A 17,946-nucleotide genomic window follows, 5' to 3' on the forward strand; every position below is an offset into this window, starting at 1 on the left:
ACGGGTTCTCCTGCAAGGAAGTTTATTCGGGAGGGCAGAACAATCGGTCTCGATAATCGCGATTGTCCGGCGAGGGGCTACCCGGTAAGGTGCGGCCCCATGTCCACGACCCCCCAGCCTTTCGAGATCGAAACCTCCGACCCCGGCGTACGCATCGTCGGCCGCATCCGCGGGTCGGGTCCGCCCCTGCTGCTGCTGCATGGCAACCCGCTCACGCAAATGAGCTGGGACCGCATCGCCCCACGCCTGGCCGAGCACTTCACCGTCGTCACCACCGACCTGCGCGGCTACGGCGACAGCGGCAAGCCCGAGGGCCTGCCGGACCACTCCAACTACACCTTCCGCCGCATGGCCCAGGACCAGGTGGAGGTGATGCAGCACCTGGGCTTCGCGCGCTTCGGCGTGACAGGCCACGACCGGGGCGCGCGCACCGCCTTCCGCATGGCGATGGACCATCCGGACAAGGTCACGCGCGTCGCCTTCCTCGACATCCTGCCCACGCACTGCGTCTTCAAGGACATCCAGGTCCAGATGGCGCTGGACCTGTACCACTGGTGGTTCATGGCCCAGAAGCGCGGCTTTCCAGAGACCCTGCTTCGGGGCAACGAGGCCTTCTACATCCGCGACAAGCTGATGAAGCAGGGACCCGGCAAGGGCGGCTTCACCGAGGAGGAAATCACCGAGTACATCCGCGTGTGCACCCCCGAGAACATCCACGCCGTGTGCGAGGACTACCGCGCCGCCGCGACGCTGGACCTGCAGATGGACACCGCGGACTTCGAGGCGGGCCGCAAGGTCCAGCCGCCGGCGCTGGTCCTGTGGGGGGAGAAGAGCCACACCGCGCACCACCACGACGCGCGCATCGAGTGGCCGAAGTACTGCGCGAACATCGTCCGCATGCAGGAGCTGCCCTGCGGGCATTACCCGACCGAACAGGCGCCCGAGCACACGCTCGCGGAGCTGCTGGCCTTCTTCAAGGAGTGACGTGATGAGATCCAACCTTCGCCGTGGCCTGACGACGCTCGGGCTGGCCTGCATGCTGGCGCCTTCGCTGGCCCGCGCCGACACCTACCCCTCGCAGCCGATCAAGCTGGTGGTGGCCTTCGCCCCCGGCACCGGCAGCGACATCCTCGGCCGGCTGCTGGCGGTGCGCCTGTCCGAGCAGCTGCGCGTGCCGGTGACCGTGGAGAACCGCGCCGGCGCGGGCGGCACCTTGGGCACGCAGTCGGTGGCCAAGGCGCCGGCCGACGGCTACACGCTCACGCTCGCCACGAATGCCACGCTGATCACGTCGCCCCTCCTGAGCAGCCAGCCGACCTACCGCGCGGATCGCGACTTCACCCCGCTGGGGGGCGTGGGCCGCACGCCCCTGGTGGTGGTGACCAGCGTGAATCCCGATGCGCCGCGCAGCTTCCGCGAGCTGGTGGCCCGTGCGCGCGACAAGGACAAGCCTTCGAGCTTCTCGAGCGCCGGCGTCGGCACCATCGGGCACCTGACCAGCGAGGTGGTGATCAAGCAGGCCGAGATGAACAGCAAGCACGTCCCCTACAAGGGCAGTGGCCAGTCGCTGACCGACGTGGTGCGCGGCGAGATCCTTTTCAGCTCGGACACGCCGCCCGCGGTGCTGCCGCTGGTGAAGGGCGGCAAGCTGCGCGCCCTGGCGGTGACCGGTGACAAGCGCCTGCAGGTACTGCCTGACACGCCGACGCTCCAGGAGTCGGGCCTGGCCGGCATCAACCTCTCGGTCTGGTGGGGGCTGATGGCGCCGGCCGGATTGCCTGCCCCCGTCGCCGAGCGACTGGGCAGCGAGCTGGCCAAGGTGGTCGCCCACCCGGACATGCGACGCAAGATGCAGGAAATGGAGCTCGAGCCGATGCCCATGACGGGCGCGGAACTGGCGGCCTACATTCGCACCGAGTACCCGTTCTGGCAGCAGTTCCTGAGCAAGTCAGGCATCAAGCTGGAGTGAGGGGTGGGAGGGAGGCAGAAGATGGCGCGGCTGGCGGGGATCGAACCCACGACCCTTGGCTTCGGAGGCCAATACTCTATCCACTGAGCTACAGCCGCGCGATGAAACAACCCGCTGATTATGACCCATGCCGGACCCTGTCCCCGGCGCCTGCGAAGGAGGCGCCCTGTCGGCCCCTTATAATCGAAGGTTGATTTCATCCCCAGCACCGTTTTGCCCGAGGACGCAATGAGCGACAGCCAGCACGAAGAAGCCCATACCGGTCCGATCAAGACCCCGAAGCAACTGCTCTGGGCCTCGTTCTTTTCGTTCGTGGTTCCGGTGTTCATCATCATGGGCCTGGTCGCTTATGTCACCTCTGATAGCAAGCCGGCCGGCAGCGCCCAGGCCGAGCGCTATGCTCTTGGTGGCGTGACCGCCCAGGACCAGGAGCGCGGCGTCGCCGAGCGCCTGCGCAAGGTCGGCTCCGTCGAGATCCGTGATGCCAACCGCGCCCTGAAGTCCGGCGAGGAAGTCTTCAAGGCCCAGTGCGCGGCCTGCCACACCTCCGGCGCCGCCGGGGCGCCCAAGCTCGGCGATGCCGGTGCCTGGGGTGCCCGCATCAAGGCCGGCTACGAGGCCCTGCTGAACTCCGCCCTCAAGGGCAAGGGCGCCATGGGCGCCCAGGGTGGTGGCGATTTCGACGACCTCGAGATCGGCCGCGCCGTGGTCTACCTGGCCAACGCCGGCGGCGCCAAGTTCGCCGAGCCGCAGCGCCCCGCGGCCGCGGCATCCGCCGCCAAGTAATCTCACGCTGATTCGAGAAAGCCGCCCGCATCCGCGGGCGGCTTTTTCACGAGTGCGGTGCCCGCTGCGCCGCCGGGCTCCGAACGAAGCCGTACTGCGTCGGCAGATCCTGCGCCAGCATCTCCCGCGGCGCCCAGCGGCCGCTTTCCACCGCGTCGGCCGCCAGCGCCATGTCCAGGCTGTGGACCAGGCCGAAGCCCTGGTCGGTGTCGAGGTACAGGCGTCCGGCTTCGTCGATCACGCAGGCGCGCACCCGCGCAGGCTGGCCGCAGTGCGAGAAGACCTGGCCGTCACCGTGCACCCGCCAGACCAGCGGGGCCGCCTCGAGCTCCACGTACACCCGCTGCGGGCCGTTCTGGAAGTACCAGCGGCCCGTCTCGTCGGCTTCGTAATTGCGCTGGATGAAGTCGACCAGCTTGTCATGCCGCAGCAGCGAGCCCTTGGCCTGGGGGAACGGGCCCGCGGCCTGCACGCGGTCGTCGCGCATGTACCAGCCGCCGCGCGCGTCCAGCCCCAGCCACCCGTAGCAGTGGGGCACATGCGGCCACTTGGCCATGGCCTGGCGCACGATATCGTCCATGGCCCAATGATAGGCGGCGCGGCGAGCCCGCGCGGGCTCAGCGCAGGAAGGCGTCGTAGCCCGTCTTGAGGATCAGGGCCGAGACCACGACGATGAACACGCCGCGCACGAAGCCCGCGCCATGGCGCAGGGCCAGGCGGGTCCCGAGCAGGCTGCCGGCCACGTTGGCCACCGCCATCACGGCGGCGTAGTGCCACCAGACATGGCCCTTGAACGCGAAAAGCACGAGCGCGGCCAGGTTGGTGGTGACGTTCAGGAGCTTGGCGGCGGCCGAGGCGTTGAGGAAGTCATACCCCAGCAGGCGCACGAAGAGGAAGACGAAGAAGCTGCCGGTGCCGGGACCGAAGAAGCCGTCGTAGAAGCCCACTGCCAGCGCGATGCCGCAGGCCACCAGGCGCTCCGTGTTGCGGGAGAACACCGGGGCATGGTGGCGGCCCAGGTCCTTGCGCGCCAGCGTATACAGCAGCACCGCCAGCAGCACCAGCGGCAGCAGGCGGCGCAGGAAGTCGCCCGAGACCACGGTGACCGCCCAGGCCCCGGTGAAGCCGCCCGCCAGGCCCATCGCGGTGGCGGGCAGCAGCGCGTGCCAGTTCAGGGTGACGCGCCGGCTGTACTGCCAGGTCGCCATCGCGGTGCCCCAGACCGAGGCGCTCTTGTTCAGGCCGAAGAGGGTGGCGGGCGGTGCAGTGGGAAACAGCGTGAACAGGGCGGGCACCAGGATCAGGCCGCCGCCCCCGACGATCGCGTCCACGAACCCGGCGCCCAGGGACGCAAGCGCCATCAGCAGCAATTCCATGCCGGGATTGTCCCCAAAAAAGCAAAGGCGCCTTGGGGGCGCCTTTGCGGTCGGCATCGTTGTGGGATGCCTGCTTGTTCTTTTGTGATGTGGGTTTTGTCTCCGATGTCTCCTCGGACCCCTCGCTTTTCAGCGACGCCCAGTTACGGTGCGTCTGCGAGTTGACGCACTGTACTTGGGCGTCGTCCGGATGAGCATTGGGGCTTACCCGTGGTCCTCACCCCGCGGCGAGGATCCAGTCGGCGGCCTTCTCGGCCATCATCAGCGTGGGCGAGTTGGTGTTTCCGCTGGTGATCGTGGGCATGGCGCCGGCGTCCACCACCCGCAGGTTGGCCACGCCGCGCACGCGCATTTGCGGGTCCAGCACGGCCATCGGGTCATCCTCGGCGCCCATGCGGGTGGTGCCCACCGGGTGGAAGATGGTGGTCGCGATGTCGCCCGCCAGCCGGGCCAGTTCCTCGTCGGACTGGTACTGCGGGCCGGGTTTCCATTCCTCGGGCCGGTACGGGGCCAGCGCCGGCTGCGCGGCGATGCGCCGCGCCACGCGCAGCGAGTCCGCCGCCACGCGGCGGTCCTCGGGGGTGCTGAGGTAGTTGGGGGCGATCAGGGGGGCGTCACGGAAGTCCTGGCTGCGGATCTTGACCGTGCCCCGGCTGGTGGGGTTCAGGTTGCAGACGCTGGCGGTGAACGCGTCGAAGGTGTGCAGCGGTTCGCCGAATGCGTCCAGGCTCAGGGGCTGCACGTGGAACTGGATGTTCGGCCACGGCTGGTCCGGCGAGCTGCGGGTGAAGGCGCCCAGCTGGGAGGGGGCCATGCTCATGGGGCCGCTGCGCTTGAACGCGTACTCGAGGCCGATCCGGGCCTTGCCCCACCAGCTGGAGGCCAGGGTGTTGAGCGTGCTGACGCCCTGCACCTTGAATACCGAGCGGATCTGTAGGTGGTCCTGCAGGTTGGCGCCCACGCCCGGCAGGTCCTGCAGGACGGGGATGTCCAGCGACTGCAGCAGGCTGGCGGGGCCGATGCCCGAGTGCTGCAGGATCGCCGGCGAGCCGATGCTGCCGGCCGACAGCAGCACCTCGCGGTTGGCGCGGGCCGTGACCATCTCGCTGCCGGTCCACACCTCGACGCCGGTGCAGCGCAGCGCGCCGTCCTCGCCACGCTCGATCACCAGCCGCCGCACATGGGCGTTGGTCCACATCTCGAAGTTGGGGCGGCCGTAGCAGGTCGGGCGCAGGAAGGCCTTGGCGGTGTTCCATCGCCAGCCGGCGCGCTGGTTCACCTCGAAGTAGCCCACGCCCTCGTTGTCGCCGCGGTTGAAGTCGTTGCAGGCGGGCAGGCCGGCCTGCTGCGCGGCCTGGGAAAAGGCGTCGAGGATGTCCCAGCGAAGCCGCTGCTTCTCCACCCGCCACTCGCCACCGGCTCCATGCAGCGCATCGGAGCCGCCGTGGTAGTCCTCGTGCTTGCGGAAATACGGCAGGCAGTGCTCCCAGCGCCAGCGGGCATCACCCGTGAGCCGGGCCCACTGGTCATAGTCACGCGACTGGCCCCGCATGTAGATCATGCCGTTGATGCTGGAGCAGCCCCCCAGCGTCTTGCCGCGTGGGTAGCGCAGCTGGCGGCCGTTGAGGCCGGCTTCGGCTTCGGTGCGGTACAGCCAGTCGGTGCGCGGGTTGCCGATGCAATGCAGGTAGCCGACCGGGATGTGGATCCAGTGGTAGTCGTCCTTGCGGCCGGCTTCGATCAGCAGCACACGCCGGGACGGGTCGGCGCTCAGTCGGTTGGCGAGCAGGCAGCCGGCCGTGCCGGCGCCGATGATGATGTGATCGAACGTCGTGTCGCTCATCGCGCGTTGTCCCTCGTTGTTCTGATGACGCAGCGCGAAGGATAAGCGCTGCGTTACTTCGAGGTCGGCATCACGAACTCGGCGCCCTTGCCGATGCTCTCAGGCCACCGCTGCATGACGGACTTCTGCTTCGTGTAGAAGCGCACGCCCTCCTCGCCGTAGGCATGCATGTCGCCGAACAGGCTCTTCTTCCATCCGCCGAAGCCGTGCCAGGCCATGGGCACCGGGATCGGCACGTTGATGCCGACCATGCCCACCTGGATGCGGCGGCTGAACTCACGCGCCACGTTGCCGTCGCGGGTGAAGCAGGCCACGCCGTTGCCGAACTCGTGGTCGTTGACCAGGGTCAGCGCCTCGGCGAAGTCCTTGGCCCGCACGCAGGCCAGCACCGGGCCGAAGATCTCCTCGCGGTAGATCTTCATGTCGGGCGTGACATGGTCGAACAGGGTGCCGCCGAGCCAGAAGCCGTCATCGCAGCCCGCGCCGGCCGCCTGGCCCCGGAAGCCGCGGCCGTCGACCACGAGCTGGGCGCCCTCGGCGACGCCGGCATCGATGTAGCCGGTGATGCGGTCACGCGCCACCCGGCTCACGATCGGGCCCATCTCGGCGTCGAGCTCGACGCCGTTCTTCACCTTGAGCGCGCGGGTGCGCTCGGCCAGCACCGGCATCAGCCGGTCGCCGGTGTCGCCGACCAGCACGGCGACCGAGATCGCCATGCAGCGTTCGCCGGCGGAGCCGTAGGCCGAGCCGATCAGGGCGTCAGCGACCTGGTCCATGTCGGCGTCGGGCATCACCACCATGTGGTTCTTCGCGCCGCCCAGGGCCTGCACGCGCTTGCCGTGGCGGGCGCCGCTCTCGTAGATCTTCTGCGCGATCGGCGTGGAGCCGACGAAGGACAGGGCCTTCACGCCGGGGTGCTCCAACAGGGCGTCGACCGAGTCCTTGTCGCCCTGGACCACGTTGAACACGCCATCGGGCAGGCCGGCCTGCTTCAGCAGTTCCGCCATGCGCAGCGAGGGGCTCGGGTCCAGCGGGCTGGGCTTGAGGACGAAGGTGTTGCCGCAGGCCAGGGCCACCGGGAACATCCACATCGGCACCATCACCGGGAAATTGAAGGGAGTGATGCCGGCGACCACGCCCAGGGGCTGGCGCATCGTCCAGTTGTCGATGCCGGTGGAGACCTGCTCGGTGTAGTCGCCCTTGAGCAGCTGCGGGATGCCGCAGGCGAATTCCACGATCTCGATGCCGCGCGTGACCTCGCCCTGGGCGTCGGTGAACACCTTCCCGTGTTCGGCGGTGATCATGCGGGCCAGTTCGTCCCGGTGCTGGTTCAGGAGCTCGAGGAACTTGAACATCACCCGCGCGCGGCGCAGCGGCGAAGTCTCGGCCCACGCGGGGAAGGCGGCCTGGGCGGTGGCGACCGCCTGGTCCACTTCACGGGTGTCGGCCAGCGCCACCCGGCCGGTCACCTGGCCGGTGGCGGGATTGTGGACATCGGCGTGGCGGCCACTGCGGCCCGCGCAGACGCGCCCCCCGATCCAGTGGTCGATCGTGGCGACGCCGGTGGCGGCGAGGGCTTTCTCGGGTGCGTTCATGGAGGATCCTTCAATCGGTTGCTGGGGCCCAGTCTAGGCGTCGCGGTGCCGGCCGGGAAGGCCAGAACCTCAATCAGATTGTTCGATTCGATGAACAATACAAGCATGACTACGCCCGCCTTCGCCGACCTGCACCTGCTGACCGTGCTGGCCCAGACCCGCAGCTATACGCAGGCCGCGCGCCGGCTCGGGGTGTCCAAGGCCACGGTGAGCCAGCGCATCGCCGAACTGGAGCGCGCGGCCGGCGTGCCCCTGGTGCGGCGGACCACCCGCTCGGTGAGCCTGACCCCGGCGGGCCAGCAGCTCGTCGACGACATCCAGGCGCCGTTCGAGCGCATCGAGCACAGCTTCGCCGGCGTCCGCGACCTGGCCGGCTCGCCGCGCGGCCTGGTGCGCCTCACCGCCCCCGTGGCCCTGGGACGGCAGCACATCGCGCCGATCCTGCCCGCCTTCCTCCAGCGCTACCCGGAGATCCGCCTGGAGCTGGACCTGAGCGACCGCCTGGTGAACCTCGCGCAGGAAGGTTTCGACCTGGCGATCCGGCATACCCAGGCGCCGCCGGAGACGCATGTGGCGTGGCCCCTGTGCGCCTCGCGATCCCTGCTGGTGGCCAGCCGCGACTACCTGCGCCGGCACGGCGAGCCCGGGCATCCCTCGGAGCTCTCCGCGCATGCCTGCCTCCTGTACCTGCGGGATGCCGCGGGCCAGAGCTGGTCCTTCGAGCAGGAGCGCCGCCGCCGTCCCGAGCGGGTCGCCGTGGCGGTGTCAGGCCCCCTGAAGGCGAACAACAGCGAGGTGCTGCGCGAATGCGTGATGGCCGGCCTGGGCATCGGCCTGTTGCCCGACTTCACCGCCTCCCCGGCCCTGGCCTCCGGCGAACTGGTGCAGGTGCTGCCGAAGTGGCGGCCGCTCGGCTTCTTCGGCGACCACATTTACGCGCTGCGGCCCTGGTCCGCCCGGGTGCCGCGGGCAGTGCAATGCCTGGTGGACCACCTGCGCGAGGCCCTGGCGCAAGGCTTCTGAGGCCAGCGGGGCCGGCCAGCCGCTGGAACTCGCCGGCGTCCTCCATCACCAACGCTCAATTGTTCAGCCATGGGCGCTCGACGGGGGTCGAATGAATCAGAACTGGTCACAGGGGTATGTGTCGGATCTCACATACTCCCACGGCTACTACCATGAGCTGTCACCGCCCTTCCTGCGGTTCTTCCTTCTCCTGAACGGCCTGTCCAACGCCACCGGCGACGGCTCCTACCGCTACTGCGAGCTCGGCTACGGGCAAGGCGTCTGCGCCAATCTCCACGCTGCGGCCAACCCCCGAGGGGAGTTCTGGGGCACGGACTTCAACCCGGACCATGCGGTCTTCGCCCAGTCGCTGGCGCGCCAGGCCCAGCTGCCGGCCCACTGGCTGGCCCTCGGCTTCGAGGACATGCTCGAGGCCAGCCTGCCTGAGTTCGACTTCATCACCCTGCATGGCGTCTGGTCCTGGATCAATGCGTCGGCGCGGCATGCGGTCGTCGAGTTCATCCGGCGGCGCCTGCGCCCCGGGGGCATCGTGTACGTCAGCTACAACGTGATGCCGGGCTGGTCCGCCGAGAAGCCTTTGCGGGACCTGCTGTGGCTGCACTCCGAACTGGCCGGGGGCCGGGGCGCCTCCACGGCCACGCGCATCAGCGATTCGCTGGCGTTCGCGCAGCGCCTGCGCCGGGGGCGGGCCGCCTACTTCGAGCAGAACGCCAAGGCCGGCCAGATGCTCGACGAGATGCTGCGCGACGACGTGAACGTCGTCGCGCACGAGTACTTCAACCGCTCCTGGCACATCACCTATTTCGCCGAGCTGGCGGAAACCCTCGAGGCCGCCGGTCTGGGTTTCGCCTGCTCGGTGCACAAGTCCGACCTCGTGGGGGAGTCTCTGCAGCGCCGCCAGGCCTGTGGCGTGGCCGACCTGGCCCTCAACCCGGCGCTGCGCGAAACCACCACCGACTTCCTGCTCAATCGCCGCTTCCGCCGGGATGTCTTCGTGCGTGGCGCCAACCGCCTGTCCCGGCCCGAGCGCAACGCTCGGCTGCGGGAGGTGGCCCTGGTCCTCCTGCGCCCCGCTGCTGCCATCGGCACCACGGTGCAGACCCCGTACGGCAGCATCTCGCTCGATCCTGAGATCGCCACGCGGCTGGTACAGGCGCTGGACGTCGCGGACGCACCGGTCCCCCTGGGGCGGCTGATCGACGACGCCGGGCTCGGCGGGTATCCCGTCGAGCGGGTGTTCGAGACTGCGGCCGCCCTGGTGGCCCAGGTCCATGCGTTCCCCGTGTTCCCCGAGGACCTGGCTGCGCATGACCCGGTGCCGGCCCGCGCCATGAATCGCGCGGTCGCCCGCCAGGCCCGGTTCGACGACACGTTGCGGTACCTGGCCAGCCCCGTGACCGGCCACGCCATCGAGAGCGCCCGGGCGGAGCGGCTGTTCCTGCTGGCGTGGGAACAGGGCGCGCGCACGGCCAGCCAGCTGGCTGACGTCGCCTGGCCCTGGCACGAGGCCCCCGAGCGGGCGCAGGACGCTGACGCCGTCCGGCGCGATCTGGCCGCACGGGCCGAGCAGTTCATCGAGACGGTGGTGCCGATGTGGCGCCGCCTTGGCCTGCTGGAGGAGCGCGCATCATGAAAGCCCGAGTCGTCACGCCGGTCGACCAACCCGTCATCTGGATGGACAACGAGCGGTGGTGGCTCTACGGGGTTCACCCGCAGTTCGCCGCTCCCTTCGCGCGCTTTCATGCCCGCAACCGCCACCACCTGCGCATGGCGATGAGCCTCGCGCCGGAGCTGGAGCAGGCTGCCCACTGGGAAGGCGAGCTCGCGCGCCGCCGGCAGGCCATGTCGGCCGGACAGGCCGTCCACCTCGTGGGGTTCACCAAGGAGGGTGACGCCCGGGAGATCGGCTGCCTGGCCAGCTTCTGGGCCATCGAGCATGGCGACTTCCAGGCCTGCACGATCAGCTTCCTGGTCGACGAGCCGCTGGAGGGCAGCGGCCTGATGTACGCCGCGATCGCACCCGCGGTGCGCGAGGTCCTGGCCCGCTACAAGCTGCACCGCATCATGGCCACGCACCTGCCGGAGAACCTGCGCAGCGCCCGGTTGCTGCGCCGGCTGGGGTTCACGGTGGAGGGCTACGCGCGGGACTTCGTCAAGGTCAACGGCGAGTGGCGCGACAACGTGCTGCTGTCTCTGGTGACCGACTGACCCGCGCGCCTCAACGCCCTCCGGAAATCTCCATCAGCGTCATCGTCGTGTAGCTGGCCTGCGGCGACAGCAGCCACACGATCGCTTCGGCCACCTCCTCGGGCCGCCCGCCCCGTTGCATGGGCACCTGGTGCGCGAGCTGTCGTACCCGGTCGGGCAACCCGCCCGAGGCATGGATCTCCGTCTCGATCAGGCCCGGGCGCACCGCGTTGACGCGGATGCCTTCGCCGCCCACCTCTCTCGCCAGGCCGATGGTGAAGGCATCGATGGCCCCCTTGGCCGCCGCATAGTCCACGTACTGGCCGGCGGCGCCCAGGCGCGCGGCGGCGCTGGACAGGTTCACGATCGCACCGCCCCGCCCGCCATGGCGCGTGCTCATTCGGCGCACCGCCTCGCGCGAGCATGCCAGGGTGCCCATCACGTTGATGTCGAACATGCGGCGCCAGCGCGCCATGTCCATCTCGTCCACCCGTGCCGGCACGTCGACCACGCCGGCGTTGTTCACGAGGGCGGTGAGGCGGCCCAGCTCGGCGTCGATGCGCTCGAACATCGCCAGCACCTGCTCCTCCCGCGCAACATCGGCCTGCACGGCGATGGCCGTGCCGCCGTCCTCGCGGATCTGACGGACCACGGCCTGCGCGGCGTCCGGGCGCGTCGCGTAGTTGACGGCCACCGCGTAGCCCTGGCGTGCCGCCAGCAAGGCCGTCGCGGCGCCGATGCCGCGGCTGCCGCCGGTGACCAGCAGGATCTTGTCCATGTGCAACCTCCATCTCCGCGGGGCGGGTAAGCTTCGCGCTCGATTAGAGCAAAGCCGTCCACGAGGCGGCGACCAACCGGAGACAACGTGAGCCGCCGCATCGACTACTACTTCGCCCCGAACAGCCCCTGGACCTACCTCGGACACGACAGGCTCGTGCGCCTGGCGCGCGAGCATGGCGCCCCGGTGCGGGTCCTGCCGATGGACCTGGGCCAGGTCTTCCCCGTCTCGGGCGGCCTGCCGCTGGCCAAGCGCGCGCCGCAGCGGCAGGCCTACCGCCTTGTGGAGCTCGAACGCTTCTCGAAATTCCTGGGCCTGCCCCTGAACCTCAAGCCGCGGTTCTTTCCCGTTGCCGCCGATGATGCGGCGCGCCTGATCGTCGTGGTCGACCGCAGCGAGGGCGCCGAGGCCGCCCTCGGCCTGGCCGGTGCCCTGCTCGCCGCGGTGTGGGCCGAGGAGCGCAACATCGCCGACGCCGAGGTCCTGGCCGACGTGCTGCGCGCCCGGGGCCTGCCGTCCGAGTGCCTGGCGGCATCGCGCGAAGTCTCCGTGCAGGAGGCCTACGAGGCCAACACCCGCGCTGCCATCGAGCTTGGCGTGTTCGGCGCGCCCAGCTACGTGGTGGACGGCGAGATCTTCTGGGGCCAGGACCGGCTGGACTTCCTGGCCCGCAAGCTCGGCGCGCCCGCCTGACCCACCTTCCACGACAACTCACGACACAAGGAGAAACCATGGGTGAATTCATCGACCTCAAGGCCGCCGACGGCCACGCCTTCCCCGCCTACGTGGCCCGTCCCGCCGGCGCGCCCAGGGGCGCGGTGGTGGTGCTGCAGGAGATCTTCGGCGTCAACTCCCATATCCGCGCCGTGGCCGACGGCTATGCCCAGGAGGGCTACCTGGCCGTGGCGCCGTCGACCTTCCACCGTGTGAAGGCCGGCGTCGAACTGGGCTATGCCGAGGCCGACATGAAGGCCGGCATCGACCTCAAGGCGGCGGTCGAGGCCCTGCCCGCGCCCGGCGTGCTGCAGGACATCCAGGCTGCCGTCGACTACGCCGGCCAGGCCGGCAAGGTCGGCGTGGTGGGCTACTGCTGGGGCGGCCTGCTGACCTGGCGAGCGGCCTGCGGCGTCCATGGCCTGTCGGCCGCGGCGCCGTATTACGGCGGTGGCGTGACCACGCCCGAGGAGACCGCCCGCCAGCCGCGCGTGCCGGTGATGGCGCACTTCGGCGACCAGGACCACTGGATCCCGATGGACACGGTTGAAGCGTTCAAGCGAGCGCACCCGGAGGTCGAGGTGCACGTGTACGCCGCCAACCACGGCTTCAACTGCGACCAGCGCGGCTCGTACGATGCCGCCGCGGCCAAGCTGGCGCGCGAGCGCACCCTGGCCTTCTTCGCCAAGCACCTGCGCGCCTGATCGCCGCGGCGGGGCCTCAGCGCCCCGAGCGCAGGTAACGCTTGCGCCAGAAGACCACGCCCATGACCGCCGCCACGGCGGCCATGGCGCCCAGCGCGATCCAGAAGCCGCGCCCCTCGTGCAGCAGGGGCATGGCGTCGAAGTTCATGCCGAAGATGCCGGTGATCAGGTTCAGCGGCAGGAAGATCGCGGTCAGCGCGGTGAGCGTGCGCATGATGTTGTTGGCGCGGTGGCTCTGTGCCGAGAAGTGGATCTGCACCACCGCCTCCGCGCCCTGCTCCATGCGGCGCACCTGGTGCACCACCCGGCCGACATGCTCGATGACGTCGTTGGCGCGCGCGACCAGCGTGTCGTGCTCGGCCTGCGACAGCCAGGGCATGGGCTGCTCGCGCGCGGTGTCCAGCCATTCCTGGAGGGCGTCCTGCTGGTCCTCGCACAGGTCCTCGAGCCGGTGCAGCTCGGCCCGCGCCAGCATCAGCGCGCGCCAGTCCGCGCGCTCGCCGCGGGGCTGCAGCAGCCCCTCCTGCCACTGTCCCAGCTCGCCGGCGAGCTGCTTGCGCATCTCCAGGTAGCCGTCGACCATCACGTTCAGCATGCGCAGCATCAGGTCGGCGGGACTCGCCGGCAGGCGGCTGCGCGAGACGGTGGCCTGGCCGTCCGCCAATGCCGTGTCGGCCACGTAGCGTTCGATGAAGGTGCGCGCGGTCATGCAGCCCGCTGGGTGGACCGTCACCAGCAGCCGGTCGAACACGGCGAAGCCCATGGCCCGCGTGCGGATGCGGCGGAAACTGGCGAGGGCCTGCGCCGGCCCGGTATGCATGGCGGCGCCACGCAGGTCGGCATCGACCTCCTCGGGGCTGGCCAGGCGGCGGAATATCACCAGGTCGTAGATCGAGGTGTAGTCGTAGTTGGACGGGTGGTCCGCGTTGCCCAGGTCCTTCACGTGCAGGTCCAGCAGCGTCGAGCCGCCCAGGCGCTGCGTGAGCGCCTGCAGCTCGGCCAGCCGCTGCGGCAGCGCCTCGCGATCGAGGTAGACCCAGAGGAAGCCGCTCGACGGCGGCTGCTGCGGCGCCGAGTCCAGGAAGCGCAGCGTGCCTTCGGTGAACTCGACGATCCGCATGGCGGCGTCAGGCCCGCAGCAGTCGCGCGGCGTCACGCGCGAAGTAGGTCAGCACGCCGTCGGCGCCGGCGCGCTTGAAGGCCAGCAGGCTTTCCATCATCACCGCGTCGTGATCCAGCCAGCCGTTCTGCGCCGCGGCCTTGAGCATGGCGTACTCGCCCGAGACCTGGTAGGCGAAGGTCGGCACGCGGAATTCGTCCTTCACGCGGCGCACCACGTCGAGGTACGGCATGCCGGGCTTGACCATCACCATGTCGGCGCCCTCGGCGATGTCCATGGCCACCTCGCGCAGCGCCTCGTCGGTGTTGGCCGGGTCCATCTGGTAGACCTTCTTGTTGCTCTTGCCGAGGTTGGCGGCCGAGCCCACCGCATCACGGAACGGGCCGTAGAACGCGCTGGCGTACTTGGCGCTGTAGGCCATGATGCGCGTATGGATGCGGCCGGCCTGCTCCAGTGCCTGGCGGATCGAGGCGATGCGCCCGTCCATCATGTCGCTCGGGGCCACGATGTCCACGCCGGCCTCGGCCTGTGCCAGCGCCTGGCGCGTGAGGACGGCGACGGTTTCGTCATTCAGGATGTAGCCGGTGTCGTCCAGCAGGCCGTCCTGGCCGTGGCTGGTGTAGGGGTCGAGCGCGACATCGGTCATCACGCCCAGCTCGGGAAAGCGCTTCTTCAACTCGCCGACGACGCGCGGCACCAGTCCGTCGGGGTTGAAGGCCTCGGCGCCATCGGGCGTCTTGAGGGACGGGTCGATTACCGGGAACAGGGCCATCACCGGAATGCCCAGGGCCACGCACTCCTCGGCCACCGGCAGCAGCAGGTCCAGACTCAGGCGCTCGACGCCGGGCATCGACGGCACCGGGTCACGCCGGTTGCTGCCTTCCTGCACGAACACCGGGTAGATCAGGTCGTGCGGCGAGAGCCGGTGCTCGCGCACCAGGTTGCGGGTGAACTCATCGCGGCGCAGGCGGCGGGGGCGGCCCAGGGGGAAGGGTGCGTGCAGGGTCATTGCAAAATTGTGCCGCATGGCTGCGGCGGCCTGCCCAGGCCCTTCCGAATGAATAGTTATGGTTTGGTTTGGGCGCCTTTTCTGCCGATATCTCCGGGTAATTCCTCCCTATGGCGCTTGAAACGCCATAGACCCCCTGATAAATTTCGACCCGGGCGGCTTGCCGCTCCCCGCTTTTCCTCCCTGAGCGGGTGCCTTAATGTGTGACAGCAACAAGGCTTCCCACCCCGGCTGTGCGCCGGGGTTTTTTTTGACCGCGCCGGCCTCACTACACTCGGCCCCATGCTCTGGGTCAAAGCCTTCCACATCGTTTTCGTCGCCAGCTGGTTCGCCGGTCTCTTCTACCTGCCGCGAATATTTGTCAATTTGGCCATGGTCGGCCCGGGCGCCTCGGCTGAACGCGACCGCCTGCTGCTGATGGCGCGCAAGCTGATGCGGTTCATGACGCTGCTGGCGGTGCCCGCCGTCGCCCTGGGACTGTGGCTGTGGCTCGGGTACGGCATCGGCCGCGGCCCGGGCAATGGCTGGATGCACGCGAAGCTGGCGGTCGTGGTCGCCCTCCTGGGTTACCACCATGCCTGCGGCGCGATCCTGCGCCGCTTCGAGGCGGACCGGAATCACCGCAGCCATGTCTGGTACCGCTGGTTCAACGAGGTGCCGGTGCTGCTGCTGGTGGCGGGCGTGGTGCTGGTGGTAGTCAAGCCGTTCTGACCCGGTCGCCACAATGGCTGCGCACAAGACGTCCGCCTGGCCCCTGGCCCAGGCGTATGCGGCGCTGATCGTCTATGCCAGCCTCTACCCCTTCGACGGCTGGCGCGACCAGGGCATCGCGCCCTGGGCCTTCCTCGCCAGCCCCTGGCCCCGCTACTGGACGAGGTTCGACCTCGCGGCCAACGTGGCCGGATATGCCCCCCTGGGCTTCCTGCTGGCCCTGGCGGGCCTGCGGACCACGGCCGTGCGGGCGGTGGGGCGCACCATCGGCCTGGCCGTCCTCGCGGGAGCCGCGCTGTCGTTCGCCATGGAGGCCCTGCAGACCTACCTGCCGGCGCGCGTGCCGTCCAACCTGGACTTCGCCCTGAACGTGCTCGGCGTGGCCTTCGGCGGGGTGCTGGCCGCGGGCCTGGAGCGGTTCGGGGCGATCGACCACTGGCACCGCTTCCGCCAGCGCTGGTTCGTCGACGAGTCGCGCGGCGCCCTGGTCCTGCTTGCGCTGTGGCCGTTCGCCTTGCTATTCCCCGCTTCGGTGCCCCTGGGACTGGGGCAGGTGTTCGAGCGCCTCGAGATCGCGCTGACCGACTGGCTGATGGACACCCCGTTCCTGGAGTGGCTGCCCGTGCGCGACGTGGAACTGCAGCCCCTGGTCCCGGGCAGCGAACTGGTGTGCGTCGCGCTCGGCCTGGTGATTCCCTGCCTCCTGGGGTATTCGGTGATGCGGTCACTGCCGCGCCGCGCTGCCTTCGCCGTTGCCACCTTGCTGGCAGGCCTCGGCGCCTCGGCGCTGTCGGCGGCCCTGAGCTGGGGGCCGGCGAATGCCTGGGCCTGGCTGTCCCTGCCCGTACGGCTGGGGCTCGTGGGCGGGCTGGTGCTGTCGCTGCTGCTCGTTCCGGTGCCGCGCCGGGGCTGCGCGGCGCTGGTGCTGCTGGCATCCGTGGTGCACCTGAGCCTGTTGAACCAGGCGCCGGCCAGCGCCTATTTCAGCCTCACGCTCCAGGCCTGGGAGCAGGGGCGCTTCATCCGTTTCAACGGGCTGGCCCAGTGGCTCGGGTGGCTGTGGCCCTATGCCGTGATCGCGTACGTGGTGCTGCGGGCCTCCCGATCGGAGAGGGCCACCTAGAATTCCCGGCATGACCCAGCCGACCTCCTCCTACTACAAGCACCACGTCTTCTTCTGCCTGAACCAGCGCGCCAACGGCGAGGACTGCTGCGCGAACTACAAGGCCCAGGAGGCCTTCGACCATTGCAAGGCCAAGGTGAAGCAAGCGGGCCTGGCCGGCCCGGGCAAGGTGCGCGTGAACAAGGCCGGCTGCCTGGACCGCTGCGCCGCGGGCCCCGTGGCCGTGGTCTACCCCGAGGCGGTCTGGTACACGTATGTCGACGCCGCGGACATCGACGAGATCGTCGAGTCCCACCTGAAGAACGGCAAGGTGGTCGAGCGCCTGATCGCCCCGCCCCACCTGGGGCGCTGACCCCATGAACCCGCGTACCCAGAAGCTGCGCTTCACCGGCGCCGCCGGCGTGATCGAGGCGCTGCGCGACGATCCCGCGGAGGGTATGGCGCCGCGCGGCACGGCGGTCATCGCCCACCCGCACCCGCTGTTCGGCGGCACCATGGACAACAAGGTCGTCCAGACCCTGGCCCGCGCATTCGTGCAGACCGGGTGGACCGCCATCCGCTTCAACTTCCGCGGCGTGGGCGCCAGCGAAGGCGCGCACGACGAGGGCCTGGGCGAGGCGCAGGACATGCTGGGCCTGGTTGGCCAGGTGGCGCCCGAGGGACCGCTGGCCCTGGCCGGCTTCTCCTTCGGCGGCTTCGTCACCACCCATGTGGTCGCGAACCTGTGGCCGCAGCGCGCCATCGAGCGCCTCGTGCTCGTGGGGACCTCGGTGGTGCGCTCGGCGCCGGCCGCCGTGCCTGTCGACCTGCATGAGCGCACCCTGGTGGTCCACGGCGAGCAGGACGACACCGTGCCCCTGTCCGCCGTGATGGACTGGGCGCGCCCGCAGTTGCTCCCCGTTACCGTGATCCCCGGGGTGGAGCACTTCTTTCACGGACAATTACCGCTGCTGAAGAGCCTGGTGGCCCGCCACCTGCGCTGACCGTTCGATTTCCCCGCTTCGACCG

19 protein-coding genes and 1 tRNA gene are annotated in these 17,946 nt (G+C 69.6%); 12 read left to right on the plus strand and 8 right to left on the minus strand.

What is annotated here, in order from left to right:
* The first annotated feature begins 99 nt into the window (after positions 1–99).
* Positions 100–984 (plus strand): alpha/beta fold hydrolase, encoded by an 885-nt coding sequence (locus ACFQZY_RS09380; protein WP_377415364.1) that lies wholly within the window; start codon positions 100–102, stop codon positions 982–984.
* Between the two features lie 4 nt (positions 985–988).
* Positions 989–1,969, plus strand: coding sequence for a Bug family tripartite tricarboxylate transporter substrate binding protein (locus ACFQZY_RS09385; RefSeq protein WP_377415365.1), 981 nt, complete (start codon positions 989–991; stop codon positions 1,967–1,969).
* 22 nt (positions 1,970–1,991) lie between these two features.
* Here the strand turns inward: ACFQZY_RS09385 and ACFQZY_RS09390 are convergent.
* Positions 1,992–2,067, minus strand: a tRNA-Arg gene (locus ACFQZY_RS09390).
* A 130-nt stretch (positions 2,068–2,197) separates the two neighbouring features.
* Between ACFQZY_RS09390 and ACFQZY_RS09395 the strand changes: the two genes are divergently transcribed.
* A complete protein-coding gene (locus tag ACFQZY_RS09395; protein ID WP_377415366.1) occupies positions 2,198–2,755 on the plus strand; it encodes a c-type cytochrome in 558 nt (185 codons plus the stop codon).
* Between the two features lie 46 nt (positions 2,756–2,801).
* Here ACFQZY_RS09395 and ACFQZY_RS09400 read toward each other — a convergent pair whose 3' ends face one another.
* From ACFQZY_RS09400 to ACFQZY_RS09415, 4 genes are all read right to left on the minus strand, one after another.
* The gene (locus ACFQZY_RS09400; RefSeq protein ID WP_377415367.1) at positions 2,802–3,335 is read right to left on the minus strand and encodes a DUF2946 family protein; all 534 of its coding nucleotides are present in this window, start codon (positions 3,333–3,335) and stop codon (positions 2,802–2,804) included.
* A 37-nt stretch (positions 3,336–3,372) separates the two neighbouring features.
* Positions 3,373–4,131, minus strand: a complete 759-nt coding sequence (locus tag ACFQZY_RS09405) for a sulfite exporter TauE/SafE family protein (protein ID WP_377415368.1) — start codon at positions 4,129–4,131, stop codon at positions 3,373–3,375.
* A gap of 217 nt (positions 4,132–4,348) precedes the next feature.
* Positions 4,349–5,974 carry a GMC family oxidoreductase gene (locus ACFQZY_RS09410; RefSeq protein WP_377415369.1) on the minus strand — a complete coding sequence of 542 codons (1,626 nt, stop codon included), beginning with the start codon at positions 5,972–5,974 and terminating at the stop codon, positions 4,349–4,351.
* 53 nt (positions 5,975–6,027) lie between these two features.
* Positions 6,028–7,569, minus strand: a complete 1,542-nt coding sequence (locus tag ACFQZY_RS09415) for a CoA-acylating methylmalonate-semialdehyde dehydrogenase (protein ID WP_377415370.1) — start codon at positions 7,567–7,569, stop codon at positions 6,028–6,030.
* Between the two features lie 105 nt (positions 7,570–7,674).
* On the opposite strand from ACFQZY_RS09415, the gene ACFQZY_RS09420 reads away from it, so the two are divergent.
* The 3 genes from ACFQZY_RS09420 (at position 7,675) to ACFQZY_RS09430 (ending at position 10,800) form a co-directional block, all read left to right on the plus strand.
* The gene (locus tag ACFQZY_RS09420) at positions 7,675–8,592 is read left to right on the plus strand and encodes a LysR family transcriptional regulator (protein ID WP_377415371.1); all 918 of its coding nucleotides are present in this window, start codon (positions 7,675–7,677) and stop codon (positions 8,590–8,592) included.
* 118 nt (positions 8,593–8,710) lie between these two features.
* Entirely contained in the window at positions 8,711–10,225 is a 1,515-nt protein-coding gene (locus ACFQZY_RS09425; RefSeq protein WP_377415372.1) for a methyltransferase regulatory domain-containing protein, read from the plus strand.
* A complete protein-coding gene (locus tag ACFQZY_RS09430; protein ID WP_377415373.1) occupies positions 10,222–10,800 on the plus strand; it encodes a GNAT family N-acetyltransferase in 579 nt (192 codons plus the stop codon). The genes ACFQZY_RS09425 and ACFQZY_RS09430 overlap by 4 nt, the downstream gene beginning before the upstream one ends.
* Positions 10,801–10,810: 10 nt before the next feature.
* Here ACFQZY_RS09430 and ACFQZY_RS09435 read toward each other — a convergent pair whose 3' ends face one another.
* Entirely contained in the window at positions 10,811–11,557 is a 747-nt protein-coding gene (locus ACFQZY_RS09435; protein WP_377415374.1) for an SDR family oxidoreductase, read from the minus strand.
* A gap of 87 nt (positions 11,558–11,644) precedes the next feature.
* Between ACFQZY_RS09435 and ACFQZY_RS09440 the strand changes: the two genes are divergently transcribed.
* Together ACFQZY_RS09440 and ACFQZY_RS09445 are read left to right on the plus strand one after the other, a co-directional pair.
* A complete protein-coding gene (locus ACFQZY_RS09440) occupies positions 11,645–12,250 on the plus strand; it encodes a 2-hydroxychromene-2-carboxylate isomerase (RefSeq protein ID WP_377415375.1) in 606 nt (201 codons plus the stop codon).
* Between the two features lie 38 nt (positions 12,251–12,288).
* Complete coding sequence (locus tag ACFQZY_RS09445) at positions 12,289–12,975, plus strand: dienelactone hydrolase family protein (protein WP_377415376.1); 687 nt, start codon at positions 12,289–12,291, stop codon at positions 12,973–12,975.
* A gap of 16 nt (positions 12,976–12,991) precedes the next feature.
* On the opposite strand, the gene ACFQZY_RS09450 is transcribed toward ACFQZY_RS09445, so the two are convergent.
* Positions 12,992–14,095 (minus strand): magnesium transporter CorA family protein, encoded by a 1,104-nt coding sequence (locus ACFQZY_RS09450; RefSeq protein WP_377415377.1) that lies wholly within the window; start codon positions 14,093–14,095, stop codon positions 12,992–12,994.
* Between the two features lie 7 nt (positions 14,096–14,102).
* Positions 14,103–15,104 (minus strand): porphobilinogen synthase, encoded by a 1,002-nt coding sequence (gene hemB, locus ACFQZY_RS09455; protein ID WP_377415378.1) that lies wholly within the window; start codon positions 15,102–15,104, stop codon positions 14,103–14,105.
* A gap of 282 nt (positions 15,105–15,386) precedes the next feature.
* On the opposite strand from hemB, the gene ACFQZY_RS09460 reads away from it, so the two are divergent.
* Genes ACFQZY_RS09460 through ACFQZY_RS09475 form a run of 4 tightly spaced genes read left to right on the plus strand, consistent with a single transcriptional unit; the run spans position 15,387 to position 17,921 of the window.
* Positions 15,387–15,815 carry a CopD family protein gene (locus ACFQZY_RS09460; protein ID WP_377415379.1) on the plus strand — a complete coding sequence of 143 codons (429 nt, stop codon included), beginning with the start codon at positions 15,387–15,389 and terminating at the stop codon, positions 15,813–15,815.
* A 13-nt stretch (positions 15,816–15,828) separates the two neighbouring features.
* Complete coding sequence (locus ACFQZY_RS09465) at positions 15,829–16,938, plus strand: VanZ family protein (protein WP_377415380.1); 1,110 nt, start codon at positions 15,829–15,831, stop codon at positions 16,936–16,938.
* Positions 16,939–16,948: 10 nt separating this feature from the next.
* A complete protein-coding gene (locus ACFQZY_RS09470) occupies positions 16,949–17,290 on the plus strand; it encodes a ferredoxin (RefSeq protein ID WP_377415381.1) in 342 nt (113 codons plus the stop codon).
* 4 nt (positions 17,291–17,294) lie between these two features.
* Positions 17,295–17,921: an alpha/beta hydrolase gene (locus ACFQZY_RS09475; protein ID WP_377415382.1), complete on the plus strand. Its 627-nt coding sequence runs from the start codon at positions 17,295–17,297 to the stop codon at positions 17,919–17,921.
* Positions 17,922–17,946: the final 25 nt, after the last annotated feature.

It is taken from the genome of Ramlibacter sp. GCM10027632 (assembly GCF_042675325.1).
In the GTDB taxonomy this organism is placed as follows: domain Bacteria; phylum Pseudomonadota; class Gammaproteobacteria; order Burkholderiales; family Burkholderiaceae_C; genus Ramlibacter.